The sequence below is a fragment of the Streptomyces sp. XD-27 genome (assembly GCF_030553055.1).
Classification (GTDB): Bacteria; Actinomycetota; Actinomycetes; order Streptomycetales; family Streptomycetaceae; genus Streptomyces.
In genome coordinates this window covers 595,758-618,528 of record NZ_CP130713.1, presented here as the reverse complement: position 1 = coordinate 618,528, position 22,771 = coordinate 595,758, and the positions used below count along the sequence as shown (strand labels likewise).

At 74.7% G+C, this 22,771-nt stretch carries 15 protein-coding genes, 2 pseudogenes and 1 riboswitch; of the genes and pseudogenes, 7 read left to right on the top strand and 10 right to left on the bottom strand.

Going from position 1 to position 22,771, the window contains the following annotated elements:
• Positions 1-11 precede the first annotated feature (11 nt).
• From Q3Y56_RS02635 to Q3Y56_RS02625, 3 genes are all read right to left on the bottom strand, one after another.
• On the bottom strand, positions 12-542 hold the full coding sequence (locus Q3Y56_RS02635; RefSeq protein WP_304460357.1) for a TerD family protein: 531 nt from the start codon (positions 540-542) through the stop codon (positions 12-14).
• 155 nt (positions 543-697) lie between these two features.
• Entirely contained in the window at positions 698-1,540 is an 843-nt protein-coding gene (locus tag Q3Y56_RS02630; RefSeq protein ID WP_304460356.1) for a TIGR03943 family protein, read from the bottom strand.
• On the bottom strand, positions 1,537-2,487 hold the full coding sequence (locus tag Q3Y56_RS02625; RefSeq protein WP_304460355.1) for a permease: 951 nt from the start codon (positions 2,485-2,487) through the stop codon (positions 1,537-1,539). The genes Q3Y56_RS02630 and Q3Y56_RS02625 overlap by 4 nt, the downstream gene beginning before the upstream one ends.
• A 261-nt stretch (positions 2,488-2,748) precedes the next feature.
• Here Q3Y56_RS02625 and Q3Y56_RS02620 point away from each other — a divergent pair, with 261 nt between their 5' ends.
• Positions 2,749-5,061: a tetratricopeptide repeat protein gene (locus tag Q3Y56_RS02620; protein ID WP_304460354.1), complete on the top strand. Its 2,313-nt coding sequence runs from the start codon at positions 2,749-2,751 to the stop codon at positions 5,059-5,061.
• Positions 5,062-5,266: 205 nt separating this feature from the next.
• Here Q3Y56_RS02620 and Q3Y56_RS02615 read toward each other — a convergent pair whose 3' ends face one another.
• The 6 genes and pseudogenes from Q3Y56_RS02615 to Q3Y56_RS33330 form a co-directional block, all read right to left on the bottom strand.
• Positions 5,267-6,949: a CDP-glycerol glycerophosphotransferase family protein gene (locus tag Q3Y56_RS02615; RefSeq protein ID WP_304460353.1), complete on the bottom strand. Its 1,683-nt coding sequence runs from the start codon at positions 6,947-6,949 to the stop codon at positions 5,267-5,269.
• 518 nt (positions 6,950-7,467) lie between these two features.
• Positions 7,468-8,559 (bottom strand): hypothetical protein, encoded by a 1,092-nt coding sequence (locus Q3Y56_RS02610; RefSeq protein WP_304460352.1) that lies wholly within the window; start codon positions 8,557-8,559, stop codon positions 7,468-7,470.
• A gap of 102 nt (positions 8,560-8,661) precedes the next feature.
• Positions 8,662-11,007, bottom strand: a complete 2,346-nt coding sequence (locus tag Q3Y56_RS02605) for a glycoside hydrolase family 65 protein (protein ID WP_304460351.1) — start codon at positions 11,005-11,007, stop codon at positions 8,662-8,664.
• Entirely contained in the window at positions 10,994-11,752 is a 759-nt protein-coding gene (locus tag Q3Y56_RS02600; protein WP_304460350.1) for a beta-phosphoglucomutase family hydrolase, read from the bottom strand. The genes Q3Y56_RS02605 and Q3Y56_RS02600 overlap by 14 nt, the downstream gene beginning before the upstream one ends.
• Positions 11,753-12,069: 317 nt before the next feature.
• Positions 12,070-13,527: an FAD/NAD(P)-binding protein gene (locus Q3Y56_RS02595; protein ID WP_369696701.1), complete on the bottom strand. Its 1,458-nt coding sequence runs from the start codon at positions 13,525-13,527 to the stop codon at positions 12,070-12,072.
• A pseudogene (locus Q3Y56_RS33330) lies at positions 13,518-13,640 on the bottom strand (hypothetical protein); the annotation flags it as partial. The pseudogene Q3Y56_RS33330 and the gene Q3Y56_RS02595, both read right to left, overlap by 10 nt.
• A 163-nt stretch (positions 13,641-13,803) precedes the next feature.
• Here Q3Y56_RS33330 and Q3Y56_RS02590 point away from each other — a divergent pair.
• From Q3Y56_RS02590 to Q3Y56_RS02565, 5 genes and pseudogenes are all read left to right on the top strand, one after another.
• Positions 13,804-14,132: pseudogene (locus Q3Y56_RS02590) on the top strand (Rrf2 family transcriptional regulator); the annotation flags it as partial.
• A 382-nt stretch (positions 14,133-14,514) separates the two neighbouring features.
• Complete coding sequence (locus Q3Y56_RS02580) at positions 14,515-17,571, top strand: LuxR family transcriptional regulator (RefSeq protein ID WP_304460348.1); 3,057 nt, start codon at positions 14,515-14,517, stop codon at positions 17,569-17,571.
• Positions 17,572-17,713: 142 nt separating this feature from the next.
• The gene (locus tag Q3Y56_RS02575; RefSeq protein WP_304460347.1) at positions 17,714-18,652 is read left to right on the top strand and encodes an alpha/beta fold hydrolase; all 939 of its coding nucleotides are present in this window, start codon (positions 17,714-17,716) and stop codon (positions 18,650-18,652) included.
• 167 nt (positions 18,653-18,819) lie between these two features.
• On the top strand, positions 18,820-20,577 hold the full coding sequence (gene polX / locus Q3Y56_RS02570) for a DNA polymerase/3'-5' exonuclease PolX (RefSeq protein ID WP_304460346.1): 1,758 nt from the start codon (positions 18,820-18,822) through the stop codon (positions 20,575-20,577).
• A gap of 193 nt (positions 20,578-20,770) precedes the next feature.
• Positions 20,771-20,961: riboswitch (cyclic di-AMP (ydaO/yuaA leader) on the top strand.
• Between the two features lie 4 nt (positions 20,962-20,965).
• On the top strand, positions 20,966-21,457 hold the full coding sequence (locus tag Q3Y56_RS02565; protein WP_304460345.1) for a C40 family peptidase: 492 nt from the start codon (positions 20,966-20,968) through the stop codon (positions 21,455-21,457).
• Here the strand turns inward: Q3Y56_RS02565 and Q3Y56_RS02560 are convergent.
• A complete protein-coding gene (locus tag Q3Y56_RS02560; protein ID WP_304460344.1) occupies positions 21,450-22,124 on the bottom strand; it encodes a pseudouridine synthase in 675 nt (224 codons plus the stop codon). The genes Q3Y56_RS02565 and Q3Y56_RS02560 overlap by 8 nt on opposite strands.
• A gap of 422 nt (positions 22,125-22,546) precedes the next feature.
• Between Q3Y56_RS02560 and Q3Y56_RS02555 the strand changes: the two genes are divergently transcribed.
• Positions 22,547-22,717 (top strand): hypothetical protein, encoded by a 171-nt coding sequence (locus Q3Y56_RS02555; protein ID WP_304460343.1) that lies wholly within the window; start codon positions 22,547-22,549, stop codon positions 22,715-22,717.
• Positions 22,718-22,771: the final 54 nt, after the last annotated feature.

Genomic DNA, 22,771 nt, shown 5'->3' with positions numbered 1-22,771 from the left:
CGCGTGGGGCGTCAGGCGGCGGGGCCGCCCATCAGCCCGGCAAAGGCCGCGGGTTCGGTGTCGAATCCCCTGACGGCCTGCCGGAATTCCCATGCTCCCGCATTGTCCCGGGTGAACTCCGCCACCTTCACGGCGGTGGAGGCGCCGACATCCGAGAAGTCGTACCGCGCGAACTCCAGGCCGTTTTCCCTGAATCGGACGTCGGTGTTCGCCACCTCGCCGAAGGTCTTGCGTCCCTCGCGCTGCTGGATGGCGACGCCCACCACGACCCGTATGTAGGACGTGCTCAACCGGTCGAGTTCCAGCGTCATCACCTCGTCCGCGCCGAAGCCCAGGCCCGTGCGGCTGTCCCTGTTGAGCGTGATGGTGCCGTCCGGGGACCGGCTGTCGAAGTGCACCAGGTAGGCGGGCTCGCCGTGCGGGGCGTCCGCCGTGTAGGTGGCGGCCACGATGTCGAGATCATTGGCGGGCGTGCCGCTGGGACTGGGGTCCCACCGAAGTGCCACCTCGATTTTCCTGAGCCCCTTGCTGAGACCGCTCACCGGACTCGCCCTCCCTGGAACCGGGCCGATATGGAATATGTGCGCCCGGCCAAGCATAGTGCGGTCGCCAGGGGTTGAGGATTTGTCAGGAGGGATTCGCCAGGGAGGGGGTCCGGTGCTGCTCAGCGGTCGCGGCCTCGCGGGCCGCCTGCCGCTCAGCCCGCCGTGTCGTTATAGGGATTCTCGGGCTCCGGAATCCGGCGCAGACCGGTCACATCGAGCGCGGCGCGCGCCTTCGCGGTGCCCGGCTCGCCGCTCGGGCGCCAGGTGCCGGTCACGGTCACCCAGGCCCCGGAGGACGGTGGACTCCCGCCGTTCATCTCCACCTTGATGGCCTGGGCGTCGGCCGCGCAGCAGCCGAGCATCAACCGGGTCAGATACCAGCGTTCGCCCTTGCCGCGCGTCACGAACCCGGTCATCCGCACCGTACGGCCCTTCAGGCTGCGTTCCTTGTCCCACACGGCTCGCGTCGAGAAGTCCAGCAGCGTCATGGGGAGGGGCGAGCCCGCCGGCAGCGGGTCGAACCGCGCCTGCTCCTCGACCGCCATGGGGCGCTGGCGCTCGGCGGTGTACGAGGCGAGAGCGGGCGGGGCGGAGAACAACAGGCCGACGACGGGGAGGAAGAGCAGCCACGCGACGCTCGGCCCGCGCGAGTGGTCGTGGCCGTGTCCGTGCTCGTGTCCGTGCTCGCTCTGCGGATCCTGCCCGACCTCTGCGTGGCCGTGGGCGTCTCGGGTGTCGCCCTGCGCCGGCCCGTCGCCGTGCGCGTCCTCGGCGCCGTCGCGGCCGGACGCGACCGCGGCCCGCTCGTACGGGAACGGGAAGCCGTCCCGCCAGGCGCCGGCCAGGCCCAGGGCGATCAGCACGATCCCGGCGGCGATCAACGGGAGCCGCAGCCCTTCCTTCACGTACCGCAGATACACGTCGCCGAACAGCGAGATCCGCAGGACGGCGGCGCCCGCCATGGTGAGGAGGAGAATCTCGACCTGGCGCTTCACAGGATCCACCATCCGATCAGGACGCTGCAGGCGACGGCCACGACCGCCGTCGCCGCGGAGAAGCGGACGGCGAACGCCGATCCGAAGGTGCCCGCCTGCAGGGCGATGAGCTTGAGGTCGACCATCGGCCCGACGACCATGAACGCGAGTCTGGCCGTGGGCGAGAAGCCGGTCAGCGAGGCGGCGACGAAGGCGTCCGCCTCCGAGCAGACCGCCAGGATGACGGCCAGGGCGGCGAGGAACAGCACGGACAGCCAGGGTCGGTCGGCGAACGCGTCCAGGACGGTGCGCGGCACGGCGACGTTGAAGGTGGCCGCGGCCATGGCCCCGAGGACCAGGAACCCGCCGGCGTGCAGGAAGTCGTGCTGGAAGCCGAGCCGGAACTCCTCCCACCGGCTCTGCCCCGGCTGGTGCCCGGTGTGCCGGGGGCGCAGCCGCAGCCACTCCGGGCGCCCGAACGCCAGCCACAGCCAGCCCATGGCCGCGGCGGTCGCGAGCGAGGCGACGAGCCGGGCGGCCACCATGGCGGGGTCGTTGGGGAAGGCCACGGCCGTCGCGGTCAGCACGATGGGATTCACCGCCGGGGCCGCCAGCAGGAACGTCAGCGCCGCGGCGGGCGCCACGCCGCGGCGGATCAGGCTCCCGGCCACCGGGACCGACGCGCACTCGCACCCGGGCAGCACCACTCCGGCCGCGCCGGCGACCGGCACGGCCAGCGCGGGCCGCTTGGGCAGCGCCTTGGCGAAGAAGTGGGCCGGCACGAAGGCGCCGATCGCGGCGGAGAGGACGGTGCCCAGCAGCAGGAACGGCAGGGCCTGCAACGCGATGGCCACGCAGACCGTCCGCCACGCCTCGAGGGCGGGGGCGTCGAACCAGCGCCCGCTGCCCAGGACCGCCGCGCCGGCGATCGCGAGGGCGAGGAATCCCGTCCGGCCCGCCAATGCCATGACAGCGGGTGCCCCGCGCGGGCGCGCGGGCGCGCTGTGCGCCGCGGCGGGCACCTCCGTACCGACTCGCTCTTGTGTGGGGGCACAGCGACTCCGAGACTCGACCGTTGGGCAGGGATCGTAACGATAATCATTCCGCCCGCTCCGGCATAGCCTGCGGGCGTGTACGCGCGGTCCGGCGCCGCCCGCTCCAGTAGCGTGTACGGGTGGTCTGTGCCTACGGGCAGTTGTCAACACGCGGCACACATGGGGGGCGTGGCGATGCACAGCGATAACGACGCCGAGGACGCGGCCCGAGGCGGCGGAGACGGCGGTCCCGCGGACGCGCCGCAGGTGGGGAACGAGCTGTCCGGCACGGTCACCGGCCCGGTCGTCCAGGCAGGGCGGACCGGCGACATCTCGACGCACCACCACTACTACCGCCCGCCGTCACCGCTGCCTCCGTCACCTCCCGACGTCCCGCACGAGGTGCCCGGCGGCACGCCGTTCTGGGAGAACCGGGACGAGGAGCTGGCGGCCGTGAGCGGCTGGCTGGCTCCGGACCACGGCGGTTCCACCCGCGTCTGCGTGCTGACCGGACTGCCGGGCGTGGGGAAGCGGGGCATGGCCCGCCACTGGGCGGAGTCCGTGCGCGGCCGCTTCCCCGGCGGCGAGCTGTACGTCGACGTGGGCGATCTGCGGCGGCTCGGCGGTGGAGTCGACCTGTCGGAAGTGGCGGACCGCCTCCTGCGGTCCCTCGGCGTCGACGTGGACTTCATTCCGCCGTCGCTGTCGGAGCGTGTGGGCCTGCTCCGGACGAAGACCGCGCAGCGACCCCCGCTCCTCGTCCTGGAGGGCGTCAGCGAACCGGCCCACGTCACCACGTTCGCCTTCAACTCGCCCGGCAGCGCCGTGCTGGCCACCAGCAGTGAGCAGCTCGCCGAACTCCTCCTGGACGGAGCCCGGCTCATGCCGCTGGAACCCCTCGGCCCGGACGCCGGTATGCGTCTGCTGTCCACGCTGTGCGGCCCCGAGCGGATGGCCGCGGAGCCGGAGGCGGCCCGGCGGATCGTGGCGGCCTGCGGCGGCCTGCCGGTCGCCCTCCACCTCGCCGCCGCCCGCCTGATCCGCGGCAGGCGGCTGTCCCTGAGCGGGCTCGCCGACGAACTGTCGGACGAGAGCAGGCGCCTGAGCGGCCTGTCGCACGGCACCGACCGGGGCATCGCCGCCATGCTCACCGTCGCCTGCCGCGGCCTGGCGCCGGACGAGGCCCGCATGTACCGGTGCCTGGGGCCGCTGCCGATCCGCACTTACGACGCGTGGACGGCGGGCGCGGCGGCGGATCTCGAACCCGCGACCGCACAGGGGCTGCTGGACGGGCTGGCGGACGCCAGCCTCCTCGACATCGCCTCCGACGGCCGCTACGCGTTCCACGACCTGGTCCGGCTGCACGCCCGCGAACAGGCCGCGGTGGCGGGCGAGCCGGAGCGGGACGCGCTGCGCCGGGTCCTGACCCTCTACGTGGTCCGGACGGCCGCCGCGGACCGGGCCATCAGGGCGGACCGGCTGCGCATCACCGACGTCGACGCGCTCCTCCAGGGCCGGGACGACCCGTTCGGCGCGGCGGGCAAGGACGCGGCGCTGGACTGGCTTGCGACGGAGCGCGCCAACGCCATGGCGCTGCTGAGGGCGGCGGATCGGCAGGCGCGGGGCGAGCAGGGCCTGGACCGGCTGGTGCGGGGCGAGGAGGGTCCGGCCAGGCCGACGCTGGACGAGCAGGAGCAGGAGCAGGAGCAGGACCGGCCGACGCGAGGCGAGCAGGGCCTGGACCGACAGATCTGGCAGCTGGCCGAGACCCTCATCGTCCTGTTCCTCCACGACCGGATCCTGGGCGACTGGGCGGAGGCCGCCAGGATCGGCGCCGCCGCGGCGGCCCGGGACGGCGACGCGGCGGCCGAGGCCCGGCTGCGCAGCCTGCTCTCCCGCCCGTTGATGGACCTGGGCGAGTACGACGCGGCGCGGGAGGAACTGGAGGCCGCCCAGCAACTGGCCGACCGCAGCGCGCACCTCGTACTGCGGGCCTCCGTGCAGGAGTTCCTGGGCCGTTACTGGGACCGTGTCGACCGGCACCGGGCAATCGCCGCCTACCAGCACTCGCTGGAGCTCAACGAGAGGGCGGAGGAACGGCGGGGAGCCGCCATCGCCCGGTACTTCCTCGGCTGCGCACAGGACGCCAGCGGTGACCACGCCACGGCCCTGACGACGCTGCGCGAGGCGATCCGCGGACTGCGAGGCGTCGGCGACGTGCGGATGGCAGGGCGCGCCCTGCACGCGGTCGGCGACGCGCACGTGGCCCTGGGCGAGACCGACCTGGCGGCGATCGCGCTGAGCGAGGCCATCGGCATGCTGCGGCAGGAGCGCTCCACGCACCACGAGGCGCTGGCGTGCGAGAGCCTGGCGCGGCTGTGCGCGCGGGCGGACGACCCGGCCGCCGCGCGCGAGCACTGGTCCCGCGCCCTGGAGATCTACGAGGAGGGCGGCAGCCCGAGGGCAGGGCGGGTACGCGAAGCGCTGGCGGCGCTGGAGGAGGGCTGACCGCGCGTCAGCCCTGGCGGCACCGGGACGGGAGGGGCGTGGCCTTGTGGGCGCGGGCAGGCCACGGCGTAGCCCCGTGGCGGGCTGGTCAGGGCGTGCCGGCCCCGCTGTCAGCCTGGACCGCCTGGCGCACCCGCGGCGGCGGGCCGCACGCGGGCCCTGGCTGTCCCCGCAGGTCACGGCGTGGTGGCCCCCTCCGGTCCGGTCAGCGCGGGCGTGGTCTGACCCGTAGCTCCACGTCCTCCTCGCGGCGGCCGACGCGCAAGCTCACCGGTCCGGCCGGCGGCAGCCCCGCCCGCAGCAGCGTGTAGACGACGGCCGCGTGCAGCGCCGGATCGGTCAGCCCGCCGGTGGCCGCCGTCTCCACCACCCGCCCGTCCCGCAGCCCGACGAGGCATCCGCCCGCGAAGGGGACCGCCGCCACCCGGCTTCCCGGATGCGCGAGCAGGGTGTCCTCGATCCAGCGGATCGCGGTCACCGCCGTCTGTGCCGGTGCGGCGGCGGTCAGTACGGAAGCGCTGTCCCGCAGCCCCCGGTCCGAGGGGGTCTCGGCACACGACAGGTGCCGGAACCGCTCGGGCGTCTCCGGCCGCCGACACTCGACGGCGGCCGGGAACCGTTCGACGTCGACCACCACGCGCCCGCCCTCCTCGGCCGCGCCGCTGTACGTCGCCAGGGCGGTCGGCGGCGTGAGGCGGACCCGCGGCGGCGGGTACGTCGGGACAGGCGGCGCCCCGGCCGGTTCGGGCAGCCGCAGAAGCTCGTAGAGGTGCGTGCGGAGGGCGGCGAGGGCCGTGCCGGGGCACGCGAACGCGCGGTCGGTGATGTGCGCGAGGCGGCCGGGCCGGTGCCCCGCGAGCGCCTCGTCGACCTGGCCGCGCAGGGGACGGCGCCGGTCGAGACGGGCCGCGGTCCGCCCCAGCTCCGTCATCGGCGTACCCGGCACCGCGTCCGCGCCGAACGCGCCCAGCAGCAAGGGACGGTCGACGGCCGCCCCGTACAGGGTGACCGACCCGTGGTCGCCGATGACGACGTCCGCCGCGATCAGCACGGCCTGCCAGTCCCTGACCGGAGGGACCATGAGCAGCCCCGCCGCCTCGGCGGCGTCCTGGAGCGTACGCAGCTGCCAGGCGCCGTGCGCGGACCACACGTTCGGGTGCGCGATGGCGGCCACGCGCCAGGTGTCCGCGGGCAGTTCGGCCAGGAGCCGGCCGGGCAGCCCCGGGTCCTGGCCGAGCAGCGAGGTCTCGCGCCAGGTGGAGCTGAGCACCAGCAGGCGGTGGTCGGGCTCCAGGCCGAGCGCGCGCCGGTAGCCGTCGCGGCGGTCGAGGCTCGCGAGCAGCTGGTCGTGGCACGGGTCGCCGACGAGCAGCGTTCGCCCGGCGGCCTTGGGATGGGCCCGCGCCAACTGGTCGGCCTGGTCGGGGTGAGAGACCGTCATCCAGGCCCGGCCGCTCTCCAGAAGGGCGTCGGAGACCACTCCGGAGAGCCGCTCGCGGTGGCTGCGGGAGTCGGGTACGGACTTGTGGAACCCCACCCCGTGCGGCAGGACGAGCACGGGGTACTCCCCGTCGGGGACGTCGATGTTCTCGCTCGCGGACATCACGAGATCGGGGCTGATGGCGGCGAGCTGCTCCCACGGCATGATCCGGCAGCCCGCGGCGCGCAACAGGTCGTACACGCCGTCGTTGAAGGCGGAGGAGGGGTCGAAGGCGAAGACGGTGCCGACCCGTTCGTCTCCGCGCAGCAGGTCGGGCAGGACGTCCAGCAGCCGGACGGTCGACGTCACGGTCCGGGCGGCCGCCACGAGGAGCCGCTCGTGGGGGAAGGTGCGCCAGCGGTCGGCGTCGGGACCTATCGGTACGCGCAGTGGCTGGTCAGCGACCATGACGGCGCTCCCGTCCCGCCGCCCGGAGCCGTGTCGCCGCTGCGGGGCTCAGGCGGCCCCGCGCGTCCCGGCAGACCCGGGCCACGGGCCACGGGCCACGGGCCACGGGCCACGGGCCACGGGCCACGGGCCACGGGCCACGGGCCACGGGCCACGGGCCACGGGCCACGGGCCACGGGCCACGGGCCACGGGCCACGGGCCACGGGCCACGGGCCACGGGCCACGGGCCACGCGGCATGGTGCCTCTACCACCGCCCGTGCCCCCGGGCAACCCGCCCGCGGCGGGACGCCGCCGGAGGCGGTCCCGCCCGGTCGGTTGACGGAGTACGGGTGCATGACGGCTGCTCCGGTGGGCGGGGGCGGACGCGGGAACTGGGGCTGGCTGGGCAGTGGGGCACGAGTCTACGACGGGTGCCGGAGGGGCACGGGAGACAGGAGCGGGGAGAGGAGTGGAGGGAGGAGTGGGGGGACGGGAACGGGGGACGGGAGCGGGCACCCCGTCACCGTCCCCCGCGGCTCACCACTCGCCGTCGCTCACCGGCCGTTCGTCCTTGAGCTGGACCGCCGGCGGCGGTGCCGGCGGCGTCCACCCCGGCTGTTCGTCCGCGAGCCAGTGACCGGTGGGCCTGACCCCGGCGAGTTCCGCCGAGGCGGGCAGGTCCGCCGCGTCGGCGTCGTAGTAGTCGAACCACGGTAGCCCCTGCTGGGCGTACGCCTGCGGCGTCACCGGGGTCGGCGGCGGCGCCTCGCCCGTGATCTGCCACCACTGGGCGGCCGACGCCAGGTGGACGAAGACCCGGCCGCTGGGCTCGGCCTGGTAGTCCGACAGCGGCCGCTGGTCCGCGTAGACCTCCTGCCGCATCCGGCCGCCGGCCCCCAGCCCCATGGACCGGACGGCGGCAGGCGGCGCACACCCGGGTGCGGCCGGGGCCGCGGGTGCCGCGCCCGGCGATGGCGGAGGGCAGCCGTAGCCGCCGGGTGCCGCAGGGCCGCCCGGTGCCGCAGGGCCGCCCGGTGCCGCCCCGGGCGGGGGTGGCGGCGGCGCCCCGTAGCCGCCGTCGGACGGCGGGTACGGCGGGAGCGTCCGCTGCCAGGTCGCGCGGGCCGCGTCCGTCAGCTCGTGGACGGCGAGCTGCACCCCGCCCCACCGCTCCTCGCCGGTGACCTGGCCCTCCACCGTGGCCCCCAGGCCCATCGGCACCGCCACGAACTGGCGGATGAAGCCGTCACCGGAGTTGATGCCGTCCAGCCAGGGCTGCTGCGGCACCGCGACATAGTTCTGCGGCCGCCGGCCCAGGGCCGGACTCCACGGCTTCCCGGAGACGGCGCACACCTTGCCGACGCCGACCTTCAGCGCGACCGGCGTCACCGCCGAGAAGTTCAGCCACATGGCCTCCCGCTGATACACCGGCAGCATCACCCCGCCGCGCCGCCGCCACTCCTCCGGCACGGTGTGCGGGTAGTCCTCCACCCGGCGCAGCGGGAACGCCCCCAGCCCCGGCGGGAGCGGATACGTACCCGTCTCGGGGATGCGGAGGGTCCGCATGAACCGCACCTGCGCCCCGCCGGGGAGTTCCAGCGCGTCGCCCACGACCCTGATTCCAGCCACCTTTGCCTGCCTTTCCGTAGCCGGACCTGTCGTCAGCAACGGACGCAGCCGGGCGCCGACGGGTTCCGGCCGACGGCCAATGGCCAGCGGTGATGGGGCACGTCAGTGACGGCGGGTCGGGCGGCGGCCCGGCGGCTGCTGGGGCTCGGGCAGCGACGGCACCTCCGGTACGGAACGGCGCTGCGGGCTCTTCTCGGAGACCGTCAGCCGCTGCCCGTAGTGGCAGATCTCCAGCGGCGAGCCCGCCAGGAGGCTGTACGTGGCCTCCGAGTCCTGGATCTCCACCCGCAGGCGGCGCCGCAGCACCTGCACGGAGAAGGCGAGCCGGGCCAGTTTCTCCGGCAGCTTGGGGGCGAAGTGCAGGACGCCGGCGCGGTTCCGCAGCCCGCCGAAGCCCGCGACCAGCGCGATCCACGTCCCGGCCAGCGACGCGATGTGCAGCCCGTCCCGGGTGTTGTTCTCCAGGTCCTTCAAGTCCATCAGCGCGCTCTCGCCCACGTAGTCGTAGGCCAGCCGCAGATGGCCCACCTCGGCGGCGATGACGGCCTGGCAGCACGCCGAGAGCGAGGAGTCGCGGACCGTCAGGGCCTCGTAGTACGCGAAGTTGCGGGCCTTCTCCTCCTCGGTGAAGGCGTCGTCGCGCATGAACATCGCCAGGACCAGGTCGGCCTGCTTGACCACCTGCCTGCGGTAGAGGTCGAAGTACGGGAAGTTCAGCATCAGCGGGTACTGGTCCGGGCGGGTGCCCGCGAAGTCCCACACCTGATGCATGGTGAAGGCCGCCGACTGGGCGTGCACGCCCAGATTGTGGTCGATATGGATGGTCATCGCCTCGGCGGCGTCCCGCCACGCCGCCGCCTCCTCGTCGTCCACGCCCAGCGCCGCGGCCTGCTCCGGATGGCGTTCGGTGATGTCCGCGGCCGCGCGCAGGTTCGCCTGCGCCATCAGGTTCGTGTACGCGTTGTCGTCCGAGAGCGCGCTGTACTCGTCCGGGCCGGTGACCCCGTCGATGTGGAACCGTCCGTGGTGGTCGTGGTGGCCCAGCGACCGCCACAACCGGGCCGTCTCCACGAGCAGTTCCACCCCGGTGTCCCGCTCGAAGTCGGCGTCCGACGTGCACGCGATGTAGCGCACCACGGCGTCGGCGATGTCGGCGTTGACGTGGAAGGCGGCGGTACCGGCGGGCCAGTAGGCCGAGCACTCGGCGCCGTCGATGGTCCGCCAGGGGAACACGGCGCCCTGATGCCCCAGTTGGCGGGCGCGCTCCCGCGCGGCGGGCAGGGTGGACTGGCGCCAGCGCAGGGCCTCGGCCACCGAGTCCGGCGCGGTGTACGTCAGCAGCGGCAGCACGAAGGTCTCGGTGTCCCAGAAGGAGTGCCCGTCGTATCCCGAACCCGTCAGCCCCTTCGCCGGAATGGCCCGCCGCTCGCTGCGGGCCCCGGCCTGCAGCACATGGAACAGCGCGAACCGCACCGCCTGCTGGATCTCCGCGTCCCCCTCGACCTCCACGTCCGCCCGGCTCCAGAAGTCCTCCAGGTACGCGCGCTGCTGCGCCAGCAGCCCGTCCCAGCCGGTGCTGCGCGCCCCGGCGAGCGCGGCGTCCACCTGGCCCCGTACGGCGGGCACCGACCGTGCGCCCGACCAGCCGTACGCCACCATCTTCTCCAGCCGCATCGACTCACCCGGCCGCAGTACGCAGGTGACGGTGAGCCGGGCCAGGTCGTCGCTGCTCTCACTCGACGTGCTGCGCAGGTCGGACGCCCGCACCACGTGGTCGGCGGCCGCCGCGACCCGCAGCCCGCTGCGCCGGGTGCGGTGCACCAGCCGCAGCCGGCTGCCCTGGGCGGCGTGCTCCTCCGGGTCGAGCGGCGACTCCAGGGCGGCCGCGACCCGGGGGTCCCCGACCACCGGCGGGAGCTGCTCGTTGGCCACCAGCTCGGACTGCACCACCAGCTGCACCGTGGAGTCCACCGCCTCCACCTCGTAGGCGATGGCGGCCACCGCGCGCTGGGTGAAGGAGACCAGCCGGGTGGAGCGCACCCGCACCGTGCAGCCCGCCGGGGAGCTCCACTCGCAGGTGCGCTGCAGCACTCCGGCGCGCAGGTCGAGGACCCGCTCGTGGCTGAGGAGCTGCCCGTACCGCAGGTCGAACGGCTCGTCGTTGACCAGCAGCCGGATCAGCTTGCCGTTGCTGACGTCGATGACGGTCTGGCCCGACTCGGGATAGCCGTAACCGGCCTCCGCGTACGGCAGCGGGCGCAGCTCGTGCACCCCGTTGAGGTACGAGCCCGGCAGCCCGTGCGGCTCGCCCTCGTCGAGGTTGCCGCGCCAGCCCACATGGCCGTTGGAGAGCGCGAACAGCGACTCGCTCTGCGGCAGCACGTCCAGGTGCAGCTCGGTCTCGCGCACGCACCACGGTTCGACGGCGTACGCGTCATGCGTGATCACGGATGTCCTCCAGCAGGTCGGCGAGGTCCGTCACGACGATGTCGGCGCCGTGCGCGCGCAGGGCTCGCGCCTGACCGGTCCGGTCGACCCCGACGACGTACCCGAAGTGCCCGGACCGTCCGGCGTCCATGCCGGCCAGCGCGTCCTCGAAGACGGCGGCCTGGGCCGGGCGGACCCCCAGCATGCGGGCGGCCTCCAGGAAGGTGTCGGGGTGCGGCTTGCCGGGGAGCCCGCGCTCGGCGGCGACCACGCCGTCCACCCGGACCTCCAGATACGGCTCCAGGCCCGCGGCGGCGACCACGTCCTTGCAGTTGGCGCTGGAGGAGACCACAGCGGTGCGCAGCCGTGCCGCGCGGACCGCCTCCAGGAAGCGCACGGAGCCCGGATACGCCGCGACGCCCTTGTCGCGGATCATCCGCAGCAGCAGCGCGTTCTTGCGGTTGCCGAGCCCCTGGACGGTGTCGCTCTCCGGCGGGTCGCCGGCCGAGCCCTCGGGGAGCCGGATCCCGCGCGAGGCGAGGAAGGTGCGCACGCCGTCGGCGCGGGGCCTGCCGTCCACGTACTCGTCGTAGTCGGCCACGGGGTCGAACGGACGGAAGCCCGCTCCCTCCCGGCGGCGCAGGAACGCGTCGAACGTCGCCTGCCACGCCGCGGCGTGCACGACGGCGGTCCGGGTCAGCACGCCGTCGAGGTCGAACAGGCAGGCCGTGATGCCGTCCGGGAGGCGGGGCGAGAGATCCGTCATATGGTGTTATGTCCCCTCGGTCGGGCACGGGCATGCCTACGGGCGGAGAACTCGTCCGCGTGGCGGTCGGCCCGGGCTTCGGCTCCTGGCGAGGGTCAGGCCGGCCTGATAGCCCAGGCGGGGTCAGGCCGGGGCGGTGCCCAGGCGGTCAGGTCGGGGTGGTGCCCTGGCGGGGGGGGCAGGCTGGGGTGGTGCCCAGGTGGTCAGGCCGGGAGGGCGCGCAAGCCCCGAGGGGCGGCCTGCGTCACCACGCTGTGCGGCGCGGTGAACGGGGTCCCGGGCCGCTCCGGCGTCTTGCGGCGACCGCGGTCAGCACGTCACCGGTCGGCATCCGGCCGGACCGCTGCCCCGCGGGCGGCCGCTGCCGCGTACGTGGCCGGCGGCAGCCCCATCGGACCGGCGGGCTCGGGGTGGGCCGCGCCGCGGGCCGCGGCGGCCGGCCGGTCGACGAGGACCTCCGCGACGCGCGCGGCCTGCACCCGGATCTCGGGGATCGCCGTGCTCTCCCACAACTCGCCGCGCCGGTGCGCGCCCAGGGTCCACAGCGGTGCCCGTGCGTCGCCACCGGGCCCGAGGAGCCGCCCGTCGGCATCGGTGGCGTAGCCGATGCCGAGCGGGCCGGGGGCGGCGAGCCCGGCCTCCAGCAGTCCGCGGTGCAGCGGATCGCCGGACCGGGCGGGGTGGGTCTCGGGGCCCGTGCAGTCCACCACCCAGCCGACCCGCAGCACCCGGCCGTCGTCCAGCGTCACGCACAGGTCCGCCGCCGCCGAGTCCGCGCGGTCGCTCACGGCGCCGGTCTGCGACGCGACGTCTGCCTGGGCCACGGACGCGACCTGGCCGGCGGACACGGTCAGTCGCCGCGCCCGCCTGAGTCCGGCCACCGCCTCCGCGGTCGCGGGCGCCATGCGGTGCCGGTGGATGTTCCACAGCGACCGGTCCCTGGCCAGGAACTCGTCCCGCTCCTCGGGCGTCAGGGTGCCCCAGAGGCGGGCGGTCAGCGGGCGCAGCCCGTCCAGCGCGGGCCGCCAGTCGCCGTGGCTGCGCACCGTACGGCGGACATGCCGGTACACGCGGCACCGCAGCTGACGCAGCGGCAGTCCCTCCAGCGGCTCGGGAGGAGCCACCGGAGGCAGCGGCGTGGCGGCGTGCGGCCGGGGGAGGGCGCCGGTGCGGGAGACGGCGTGCACGGTGCGGCCGAGCCGGTCGAGGGAGAGCGCCACGTCCACCGCGGTCAGGCCGGTCCCGACCAGGAGGACGTCGCGGTCGCAGGCCAGCGGCCCGTCGAGCGCGCCGGGCGCCCACGCGTCGGCCACGAACCGAGGGGAGCGGCGCAGCGCGCCGGGCACCCAGCCGCCGCGGCCGGTCAGCGGACCCGTGGCCAGGACGGCGGCGTCGGCGTGCAGGACGGAGCCGTCGGACAGCGCCAGCGCCGCTCGGGCACCGGCCCACGAGCAGCCGGTGGCCCGCGCCCGTACGTGCCGCAGCGCCGCCGCACCACGGGCCCGTACCGCCGCGTCCGCGAGCGCGTCCGCCAGATAGCCGCCGAAGCGCCCGCGCGGCACGAAGTCGGTGGCGGTCGCGCGGGGGTCGCCGTGGCGGACGAGCCAGCGCAGGAAGTGGCCGGCGTCGTCCGGGTAGCAACTCATGTTGCCCGCCGGGACGTTGAGCCGGTGCCGCGGGTCCTGTGTCGCGTACGCGGTCCCCGCGCCGGCCTCCGGGCCGGATCGACCAGCACGACCTCCAGCCGGGCGGGCCGCCGTGCGGCGGCCTCGCACAGATGCAGGGCGACGAGAGTGCCGGCGGCTCCCGCGCCGACCACGGCGACGGTCTGCCGGTCCTGGTGAGCTCGTAAGGACACCGCTTCCTCCAGTTCCTCCGGCGGGCGCATTCTCTACTAACCCGATGAACTATATGGAGATAGCGTTGCCCGTAGGGGCAGTTGAGGCGGGAGTGGCCCGCGTCGCGCGGGCGGCGGACGATGAGCGGGGGAGCCGGGGGAGCGAGGGAGCGGGGGAGAGCGCTGGCATGGGCGGCGTGAGACATTACTGCGCATGCGGATATCGGCGAGAGTGGACTACGCGGTGCGCGCCATGGCGGAGCTGGCAGGGACCGGGGCCGCGCCGACCAAGGCGGAGCACCTGTCGGCGGTCCAGGACATCCCGCTGCGCTTCCTGCTGTCCATCCTGCGCGAACTGCGCCAGCACCGGCTCGTGCACAGCGTCCGCGGACCCGAGGGGGCTACTTCCTGGCCCGGCCCGCCGACGAGATCACCCTCGCGGATGTGATCCGCGCCGTGGACGGCTCCCTGGCGAACGTGCACGACCTGAGCCTCGGCGGCCTCAGCTACCCCGGGGCGGCCGCCGCCCTGCCGGACGTGTGGCGGGCCGTACGGGTGAGCCTGCGTCAGGTGCTGGAACACGTCACCCTCGCCGACCTCTCCCGGGGGAGCTGCCGCCGGTGGTGCGCGAGCGCGCGCAGGAGTACATCGACGACGTCCGCTACCCGCCCAAGCCGGTGGCAGAGGGGCCCGCGCGCCCGGCGCCCTGACCGCGGCGCGGGCGCGGGCCCGGGGTGCTGCTGGGCGGCGGACGCGGATGTGGTCGACGTGATTCCCCGGGCAGTTGTGCCTGCCCCGGTCCGCTCCGCTCCTCCGGGGCATGATCGCCGGGCCGGTACAGTCGGGTCCCGGACGGGGGCACAGGGCCTCTGGTGGGCCGCCCGGCCGGAGACCGGCGGGGCGTACGGGGAGCAGGCGCACACCGATGGACGAACTCGCCGGGCGGCACCGCGAACGCGCCACGCTGGAGGACTTCCTCACCGGGGTACGGTCCGGAGCCGGCCGGGTGCTCGCGGTGCGCGGCGAGCCCGGCGTGGGCAAGTCCGCGCTGCTGCGGTACGCCGTGGCCGGGGCGGCCCCGGCCCGGGTGCTGCGGGCCACCGGGGCCGAACCCGAGAGCGGACTGGCTTTCGCGGCGCTGCACCAGCTCCTGCGTCCGGTGGCCGAGCTCGCCGACGCCCTGCCCGCCGCCCAGCGCGACGCGGTGCGCGCCGCCCTCGGCCTGACGGCCCCGGCGGCCGCGCAGGACCGGTTCCTCGTGTCGGCCGGTGTGCTGTCGCTTCTGGCCGAGGCCGCGCGACCGCACGGCCTGGTGTGCGTGGTCGACGACTTCCACTGGGTGGACCGGGCCTCCGCCGACGCGCTGCTGTTCGCCGGGCGCCGCCTGGACACCGACGCGGTGGGGCTGCTGATCGCCACGCGCGACACGGCGGACGCCCGGCACGCGTTGCGCGGCCTGCCCGATCTGCGGCTCGCCGGACTGGACGCGGCGGAGGCGGCCCTGGCACTGGCCGCGTGGACCGCGGTGGAACCGGCGCAGCAGGTCGCCGACCGGCTCACGGCCGCCACCGGCGGCAACCCGCTCGCCATGCTGGAGACCGCCGAACTCCTGACGGCCGGACAGCTGACGGGCCGTGAGCCGCTGCCCGACCCGCTGCCGCTGGGCGACGGCGTCCACGCGGTCTACGGCGAGCAGATCGCCCGGCTGCCGGACGACACCCGGCGGGCGCTGCTGGTCGCCGCGCTCGACGGGCGCGGCGAGCCGGGGGTGGTGCTCGCGGCGGCGGCCCGGCTCGGCGCACCGCCCGAGGCCGTACACGCGGCGGAGGCGGCCGGGCTGGTGGAGGTGGCGGCCGACGCCGTCGGCTTCCGGCATCCGCTCGTCCGCTCCGCCGTGCACGCCGCGGCCGGCCCCGCGGACCGCCGTGCCGCCCACGCGGCGCTGGCCGCGGTGCTGGACGAGACGGGCGACGCCGACCGGCGCGCCCGGCACCGGGCCGCGGCCGCCCTCGGCCCGGACGAGGACGTCGCGGCGGACCTGGCCGCGGCGGCGGACCGCGCCCGCACCCGGGGCGGCTACGCGGACGCGGCGGACGCCCTGACCCGCGCCGCCCGGCTGACCCCGGACCCCCGGACCCGAGCCCGCCGCCTGACGGACGCGGCCGTCACCGCCTGGCTCGGCGGCCGCCCCGGCCAGGCCCAGACCGCCCTGGCCGCCGCCGCGGAGGCGACCCGGGACCCCGCCGTACGCACCGAACTCGCGCAGCTGCGCGGCCGCTTCGAACTGACCGCGGGCGATGCCGCCGAGGCCCTGCGGATCTTCCTGGCGGCGGCGGACGGGGCGGCGACGCGGGCGCGGGGCGCTGATCCGGGTGCGAGTGTGGGCGCTGATCCGGGTGCGGGTGCGGATTCGGGTGCGGGTTCGGCGGGCGCGGACGGGACGGCGGCGGTCCGAGCCGAGCGCGCTGACCGCGCCGGGCTCGGCGACCGTGCCGGGCTCGGCGACCGTGCCGACGCGGTCGCCCATGCCACCGAGGCCGGGGAACCCGTGGCGGAGTACGGCCGGGAGGCCGAGCCCTGCGCGGCCCGGCCCGCCGCCGCCCCGGACGCGGCCCGGCACGCCGCCGCCCCGGCCGAAGCGCACCGCCAAGCGCTCCGGCAGGCCGTCTCGCTGCTCGCCGATGCCGCCGAAGCCGCCGCGTACGTCGGCGACACCGACGCCGCCGTACGGATCGGCCGCCGCGCCGAGGAGCTGGACGGGCCGTGGGACCCCGCGACCGCGTTTCTGCGGGACATGCTGGTCGGAGCCGGAGCGTTGCAGGGCGGGGACGCCCCGCGCGGGGTGCCGCTGCTGCGGCGGGCGCTCGCCGGCGTCCGGGGCGACGAGGACGACGCGGCCACCCTGCTGTGGGCGGCGAAAGCGGCCAGTCTGCTGGGTGAGGGCGACGCCGCCGCGGACTACGCCGCGCGGGCCGGAGGCGTGGCCCGGGTGTCCGGGATGACCGGCACCCTCCCCGTCGTCCTGGAGAACGCGGCCACCGCCGAGCGCATGAACAGCCGGTTCGCGCTCAGCGCCGCGCTGTCCACCGAAGGCCTCGCCCTGGCCCGCGCGTCGGGAGCCGCCAACTCCGCCGCCGCGCACCTGGCCAACCTCGCGGTCTGCGCCGCCGTCAGCGGCCGCGAGGACGACTGCCACGAGCACGCCCACCAGGCGCTGGCCATCGCGATCCCGCACCGGCTCGGGCTGCGGGCCGGCATCGCCTCCTACGCGCTCGGCGTACTGGACCTGGCCCTGGGCCGGTTCCGGCAGGCCCACGAGCGGTTCACCGCGCTGACCGCCGCGGGCCCCGGCGCCGGGCACCCCGTCGTCGTATGGGGCTCGGTGGCGGACCGGGCGGAGGCCGCCGTCGCCGCGGGCGACCGGGCCGCCGCCCGCGCCGCCGTCGACTTCCTCGCCCGCTGGTCGGCGCATGCCGCGTCGCCGCGCTCCCGCGCGCTCCTCGCCCGCTGCCGGGCGCTCGCCGCCGGGGACGACGACGCGGCCGTGGCCCTGCTCCGCGACGCGCTCGGGCTGCTCGCCGCCGACAGCGGCGCCGGGTACGACCGCGCCCGTACCGCGCTCCTCCTCGGCGAGCGGCTGCGCCGCGACCGGCGGGCCGCCGAGGCCCGCCCGCACCTGCGGCAGGCCGCGGAGGCGTTCCGGCGGATGGGCGCCGAGCCGTGGGAACGCCGGGCCCTGGGAGAGCTGCGGGCCGCGGGCGAGACCGCCGACCGGCCCGCGCCGGACGCCCTGGCCGCCCTCACCGCGCAGGAGCTGCGCATCGCCCGGCTGGTCGCCGAGGGCGCGTCCAACAAGGAGGTCGCCGCCCGGCTCTTCCTCAGCCCCCGCACCGTCGAATACCACCTGTACAAGCTGTATCCGAAGCTCGGGATCACCTCGCGCACCGAGCTGGCCCGCCTCGTACAGCGCACCGCCCCGTAGGGCCACCGGCCCGCCCCCGTAGGCCCCGTAGTCCGTACCAGTAGTCCTACGGATGGCACCGGTGCCGCGTCCCGGCAGAGTTCCTCCCGTTGGGGCGACACCGTCTCGGCGCAGGCGACACGACAAAGGAACACATCCACATATGACTGCTGACGCGCGGCTGATCCAGGTAGGCGACATCGAGCTGTGGACCGAGGAGTTCGGCGACCCCGCCCACCCCCCGGTCCTGCTCATCATGGGCTCGATGACCCAGGGCCTGCTGTGGCCCGACGAGTTCGTGGGGCGGCTGGCGGCCGCCGGGTACCGGGTCATCCGCTACGACCACCGGGACGTCGGCCGCTCGACGGCCCGCGACTTCGAGACCTACCCGTACACCTGGGCCGCGCTCAAGGACGACGCCCTGGGGCTGCTCGACGCCCTCGGCATCGACCGCGCCCACCTCGTCGGCCACTCCGCGGGCGGACTGATCGCCCAGTGGATCGCCGCCGAGCACCCCGAGCGGGTGCCCACGCTCACCGTGATCGGGTCCTCGCCGCTCGGCGGCCGCGAGGCGCAGGTGCTGATCCGGGCCCTGACGGGCGAGCCGCAGGAGGCGGGCAGCCTGCCGGAGCCGAGGCCGGAGTTCACCGAGTTCTTCCGGACGGCGATGGCCGCCCCGCCGCCCGCCGACCGCGCCGCGGCGATCGACTTCCAGATCGAGATGGCCAGGGTGCTGAACGGCACCGCCCTGCCGTTCGACGAGGACGCCCAGCGCCGCCTCGAAGAGCGGCTCTTCGACCGCGCCCGCGACCCCCGCGCGGCGGTCAACCACCGCCTCGCCGGAATGGCCGACCCCGAGGTCGAACCCGTCGGCGCCCTGGGGCGGGTGCAGGCACCCACTCTCGTGGTCGAGGGCACCTGCGAACCGGTCAAGCCGGGCCACGGCCGCCTCATCGCCGAGGCGATCCCCGGCGCCCGCCTCCTGACGGTCCCGGACATGGGCCACATGATCGCGCCGGAGGCCGTGGCGCCGGTCGCCGCGGCCCTGGTCGACCACCTGTCGGCGGCGGCCCCGCCGTCGCCGGCAGCGCACCGACGGTGACCGAACAGCCCGGGCGTCCGTACGGCGTACGCCCGGGCCAGGTCCCGTCCGGGCTCCGGGCCAGGTGTCGTCCAGGCCCGGGTCGGGTGTCGTCCGGACTCCGAGCCAGGGTCGTCCGAGCCCCGGGCCAGGTGTCGTCCGGGCCCCAGCGGGGCACCCGTGGAGCCATGGTGCGGCCCAATGACGAGGTCGCGGCCCTGCTCCAGGAGTACGCCGACCTCATCGCGATCACCGGCGGCGACGCCTTCAAGGCGCGCGCCTACGAGAAGGCCGCCCGCGCGATCGGCGGCTACCACGCCGACGTCTCCACACTCGACGCCAAGGGCCTGCGCGAGATCCCGAACGTGGGGAAGTCGATCGCCGACAAGGTCGTGGAGTACCTGCGCACCGGCCACGTGTCCACGATCGAGGAAGTCAGGGTCGCGATCCCGGCCGGGGTCCGCGAGCTGATGACCATCCCCATGCTGGGCCCCAAGAAGGCCATGGCGCTCTACGAGGAGCTGCGCATCTCCTCCGTGGACGAGCTGCTCGACGCCCTCCACGAGGAGCGGCTGCGCGACGTCAAGGGCTTCGGGAAGAAGACCGAGGAGAACATCCTGCACGGCATCGCCCTCATGCAGAAGGCGGGCGGCCGCATCCTCCTCAACGCCGCCATGGACGTCGCCGAGCAGGTCGTCTCCGAGCTGTCGCGGGTCACCGGGTGCGAAGGCTGCACGTACGCCGGATCGCTGCGCCGTATGAAGGAGACCATCGGGGACATCGACGTCCTCGTCGCCGCCGACCGGTCGGCGGCGTTCATGGACGCGTTCAGCGGTCTGCCGTACACCGCCGAGGTCATCGCGCACGGCGAGAAGAAGACCTCCATCCGCACCACCAAAGGGCTCCAGGTGGACCTGCGGGTGCTGCCCCCCGACTCATGGGGCGCGGGCCTGCAGTACTTCACGGGCAGTAAGGCGCACAACATCCGGGTCCGCGAGATGGCGGTGCGCCACAAGCTCAAGCTGTCCGAGTACGGCCTGTTCCACGCCAAGAGCGGAAGGAAGATCACCTCGCAGACCGAGGAGGAGATCTACGACCGGCTCGGCCTGCCCTGGATCCCGCCGACCCTGCGCGAGGACCGCGGCGAGGTGGCCGCCGGGCTGCGCGGCGAACTCCCCGAGCTGGTCACCGAGGAGGACATCCGCGGCGACCTGCACACGCACACCGACCTCACCGACGGCCTCGCCCCGCTGGAGGAGATGGTCGCGGCCGCGGCGGCCCGCGGCTACGCGTACTACGCCGTCACCGACCACGCCCCGGACCTCGTCATGCAGCGGATGACCGACGAGAAGATGCTCGCCCAGCGCGAGCGGGTGCGGGAACTGGACCGCGAGCACCGCCGGATGCGGGTGCTGCACGGCACCGAGCTCAACATCGGCCCCGACGGGGACGTGGACTGGCCCGGCGACTTCCTCGAAGGCTTCGACGTGTGCGTGGCCTCGGTGCACTCGCACTTCAGCCAGAGCCGGGAGGCGCAGACCCGGCGGCTCATACGGGCCTGCGAGAACCCGTACGTCGCGGTCATCGGCCATCCGACCACCCGGCGGATCGGCAAGCGGCCCGCCATCGACGCCGACTTCGACGCGGTGTTCGAGGCGTGCGCCAGAACCGGCACGGCGCTGGAGGTCAACGCCCATCCGGAACGGCTCGACCTGGGCGACGAGGAGATCCTGCGCGCCAAGCGGTACGGGGTGAAGTTCGCGGTGAACTCCGACGCCCACGCCACCCCCCATCTGGCGTACATGCGCTACGGCGTGGGCACCGCGCAGCGGGGCTGGCTCACCCCCGACGACGTCATCAACACCTGGCCGCTCCAGCGGCTGCGCCGCTTCCTGCGCGAGGGCCGGAATCGATCACTCCACCAGGCGGATTCCACTCGTTCGTGAGAGAACAACTCCCGTTGCACGAAGGCACGTTCAGGCCCCTCGGTGAAGGAGTGCGGAGTCTCCCGTGGCATTGGAATTCCGAAATACGGCCGACGTGAAGAAGTTCACAGAAAGCCATCTCGGCTCTGAAGTCCGATGGTTGATGGTGCAGGATCTCCTCCCGGTACAAGATCCCGTCACCGAGGCGGGACCATCCGGGCGGACGCCGAGTCCTGCCGCCGCACCGGATGGCCGGACAGATACGCACAGCGGCAGGAGCGGGAGACCCAAGCACGGCGGACCACGAACACGGTGGTCCTTGGGGTGAAGCCACTTATGTGGCCGGGCAACTTCGCCGGCCCGAACCCGACAGGTCATCTTTCGCAGGCGGATGACGAAGGGCTTCGGCATGTCCGCGATTTCTCGCAAGACCGTGCTTCCCCGTATACCCGCGCTCATATCCAGGACGGGTCAGGTCTCGGCGCTCACCGTGGCGACCGTCACCGCGTCCCTGCTGGTCCCGGGTATGAGCTCCGACGCACAGGCGGCGACCTTGGGATCCAAGGCGCTCAAGATCGCCGCATCGAAGAAGGGCGCACCCTACTCGTACGGGGCAGCGGGCCCCAACCGGTTCGACTGTTCCGGGCTGACGCTCTATTCCTACAAGAAGGCGGGCAAGACGCTGCCGCGTACGGCGGCCGCCCAGTACAACAAGTCCCGGCACGTATCCTCGGGTTCTCGTAAAGCCGGTGATCTGGTGTTCTTCCATTCCGGCGGCAGCGTCTACCACGTCGGGATCTACGCCGGAAAGAACCAGATCTGGCACTCGCCCAAGCCGGGGAAGTCCGTCCGGCTGGAAAGGATCTGGACCCGCCAGGTGTGGTACGGACGGGTCAACTAGGCAATTCCGGGGCGGGCCAGGACCGCAGGGTGCGCCGACTGGTGAACCGGTGCTCGCGGCCGGTGACCGGGTCGGTGAACGCCAGCTCCCGGGCGAGCAGCTGCAGCGGTTCGCTGAAGTCGTCGGGGGCGGGATCGCCGACCACCGGGTAGACCGGATCGCCGAGGATCGGTACCCCGAGCGCGTTCATGTGCACCCGCAGCTGATGGGTGCGCCCGGTCACCGGGCGCAGCCGATAGCGGCCGAGCCCGCCCCGGTGCTCGACCAGCTCGACGCGGCTCTCGCTGTTGGGCGGGCCCGCCACCTCCCGCGCGGCCATCACTCCGCGCTCCTTGACGATCCGGCTGCGCACCGTCCGCGGCAGCGTCAGCCCGGGGTCGTGACGAGCGACGGCCTCGTACTCCTTGCGCACCGCACGGTCCTGGAACAGCGACTGGTACGTGCTGCGGTGCTCCGGCCGGATCACGAACATCACGACGCCCGCGGTGAGCCGGTCCAGCCGGTGGGCGGGGCTCAGCTCGCGCAGGCCCAGGTCCCGGCGGAGCCGCACCAGGGCGGTCTCGGTCACGTGGCGGCCACGGGGCGTGGTGGACAGGAAGTGCGGTTTGTCCACCACCAGCAGGTTCTCGTCGCGGTGGAGCACCTCCAGCTCGAAGGGGACCGGCACCTCCTCGCGCAGCGGCCGGTAGAACCACAGGAAGGCGCCGGGCGTGAAGGGGGCGCCGGGCGCGACGGGCCCGTCCGCCCCGACGATCCCGCCCTCGTCCAGCAGGGCGTCGACCCGATCGGGCCCCAGCGCGGGCAGCCGGTCGACCAGGTGGTCCCGAATCGTCGCCCAGTCCCCTTCGGCGGGCAGCCGCAGCCGGACCGGGTCGATGCCGTCGCGCTGCGGCAGGGGGCGGGCGGGGCGGTGGTTCTGCGTCTCATCGTGCTGCCAGCCTATGGCGTGCCCGGCCCTGGTCGGCCCGGCCGGCCCTTGCCCGGCCCGGCACCGGACCCCTGGGGCGGGGGTGGGCCGGGCCGCACGGGGTACTCGGAGGGCCCGACGACCCGGGCGGCGGGCGCCGGGCGGGTCCGGAAGGAGCAGCCATGCAGAAGGACACCCCCTCGCCGTGGGAGCACACCCCCTCTCAGGCCGAGGGAGAACGGGACGACGAGAACGAGACACCCGGCAGGAGGCTGCCAGGAACCGAGAAGCACCCGGACGTCCCGCGCACCACGCCGTCCCAGGCGGAGGGCGAGCGCGACGACACTCTGTGACCGCGACGGCGTACGGTTAGGGTCGGGGCGGGACCGGAAACGATCACGGGGAGC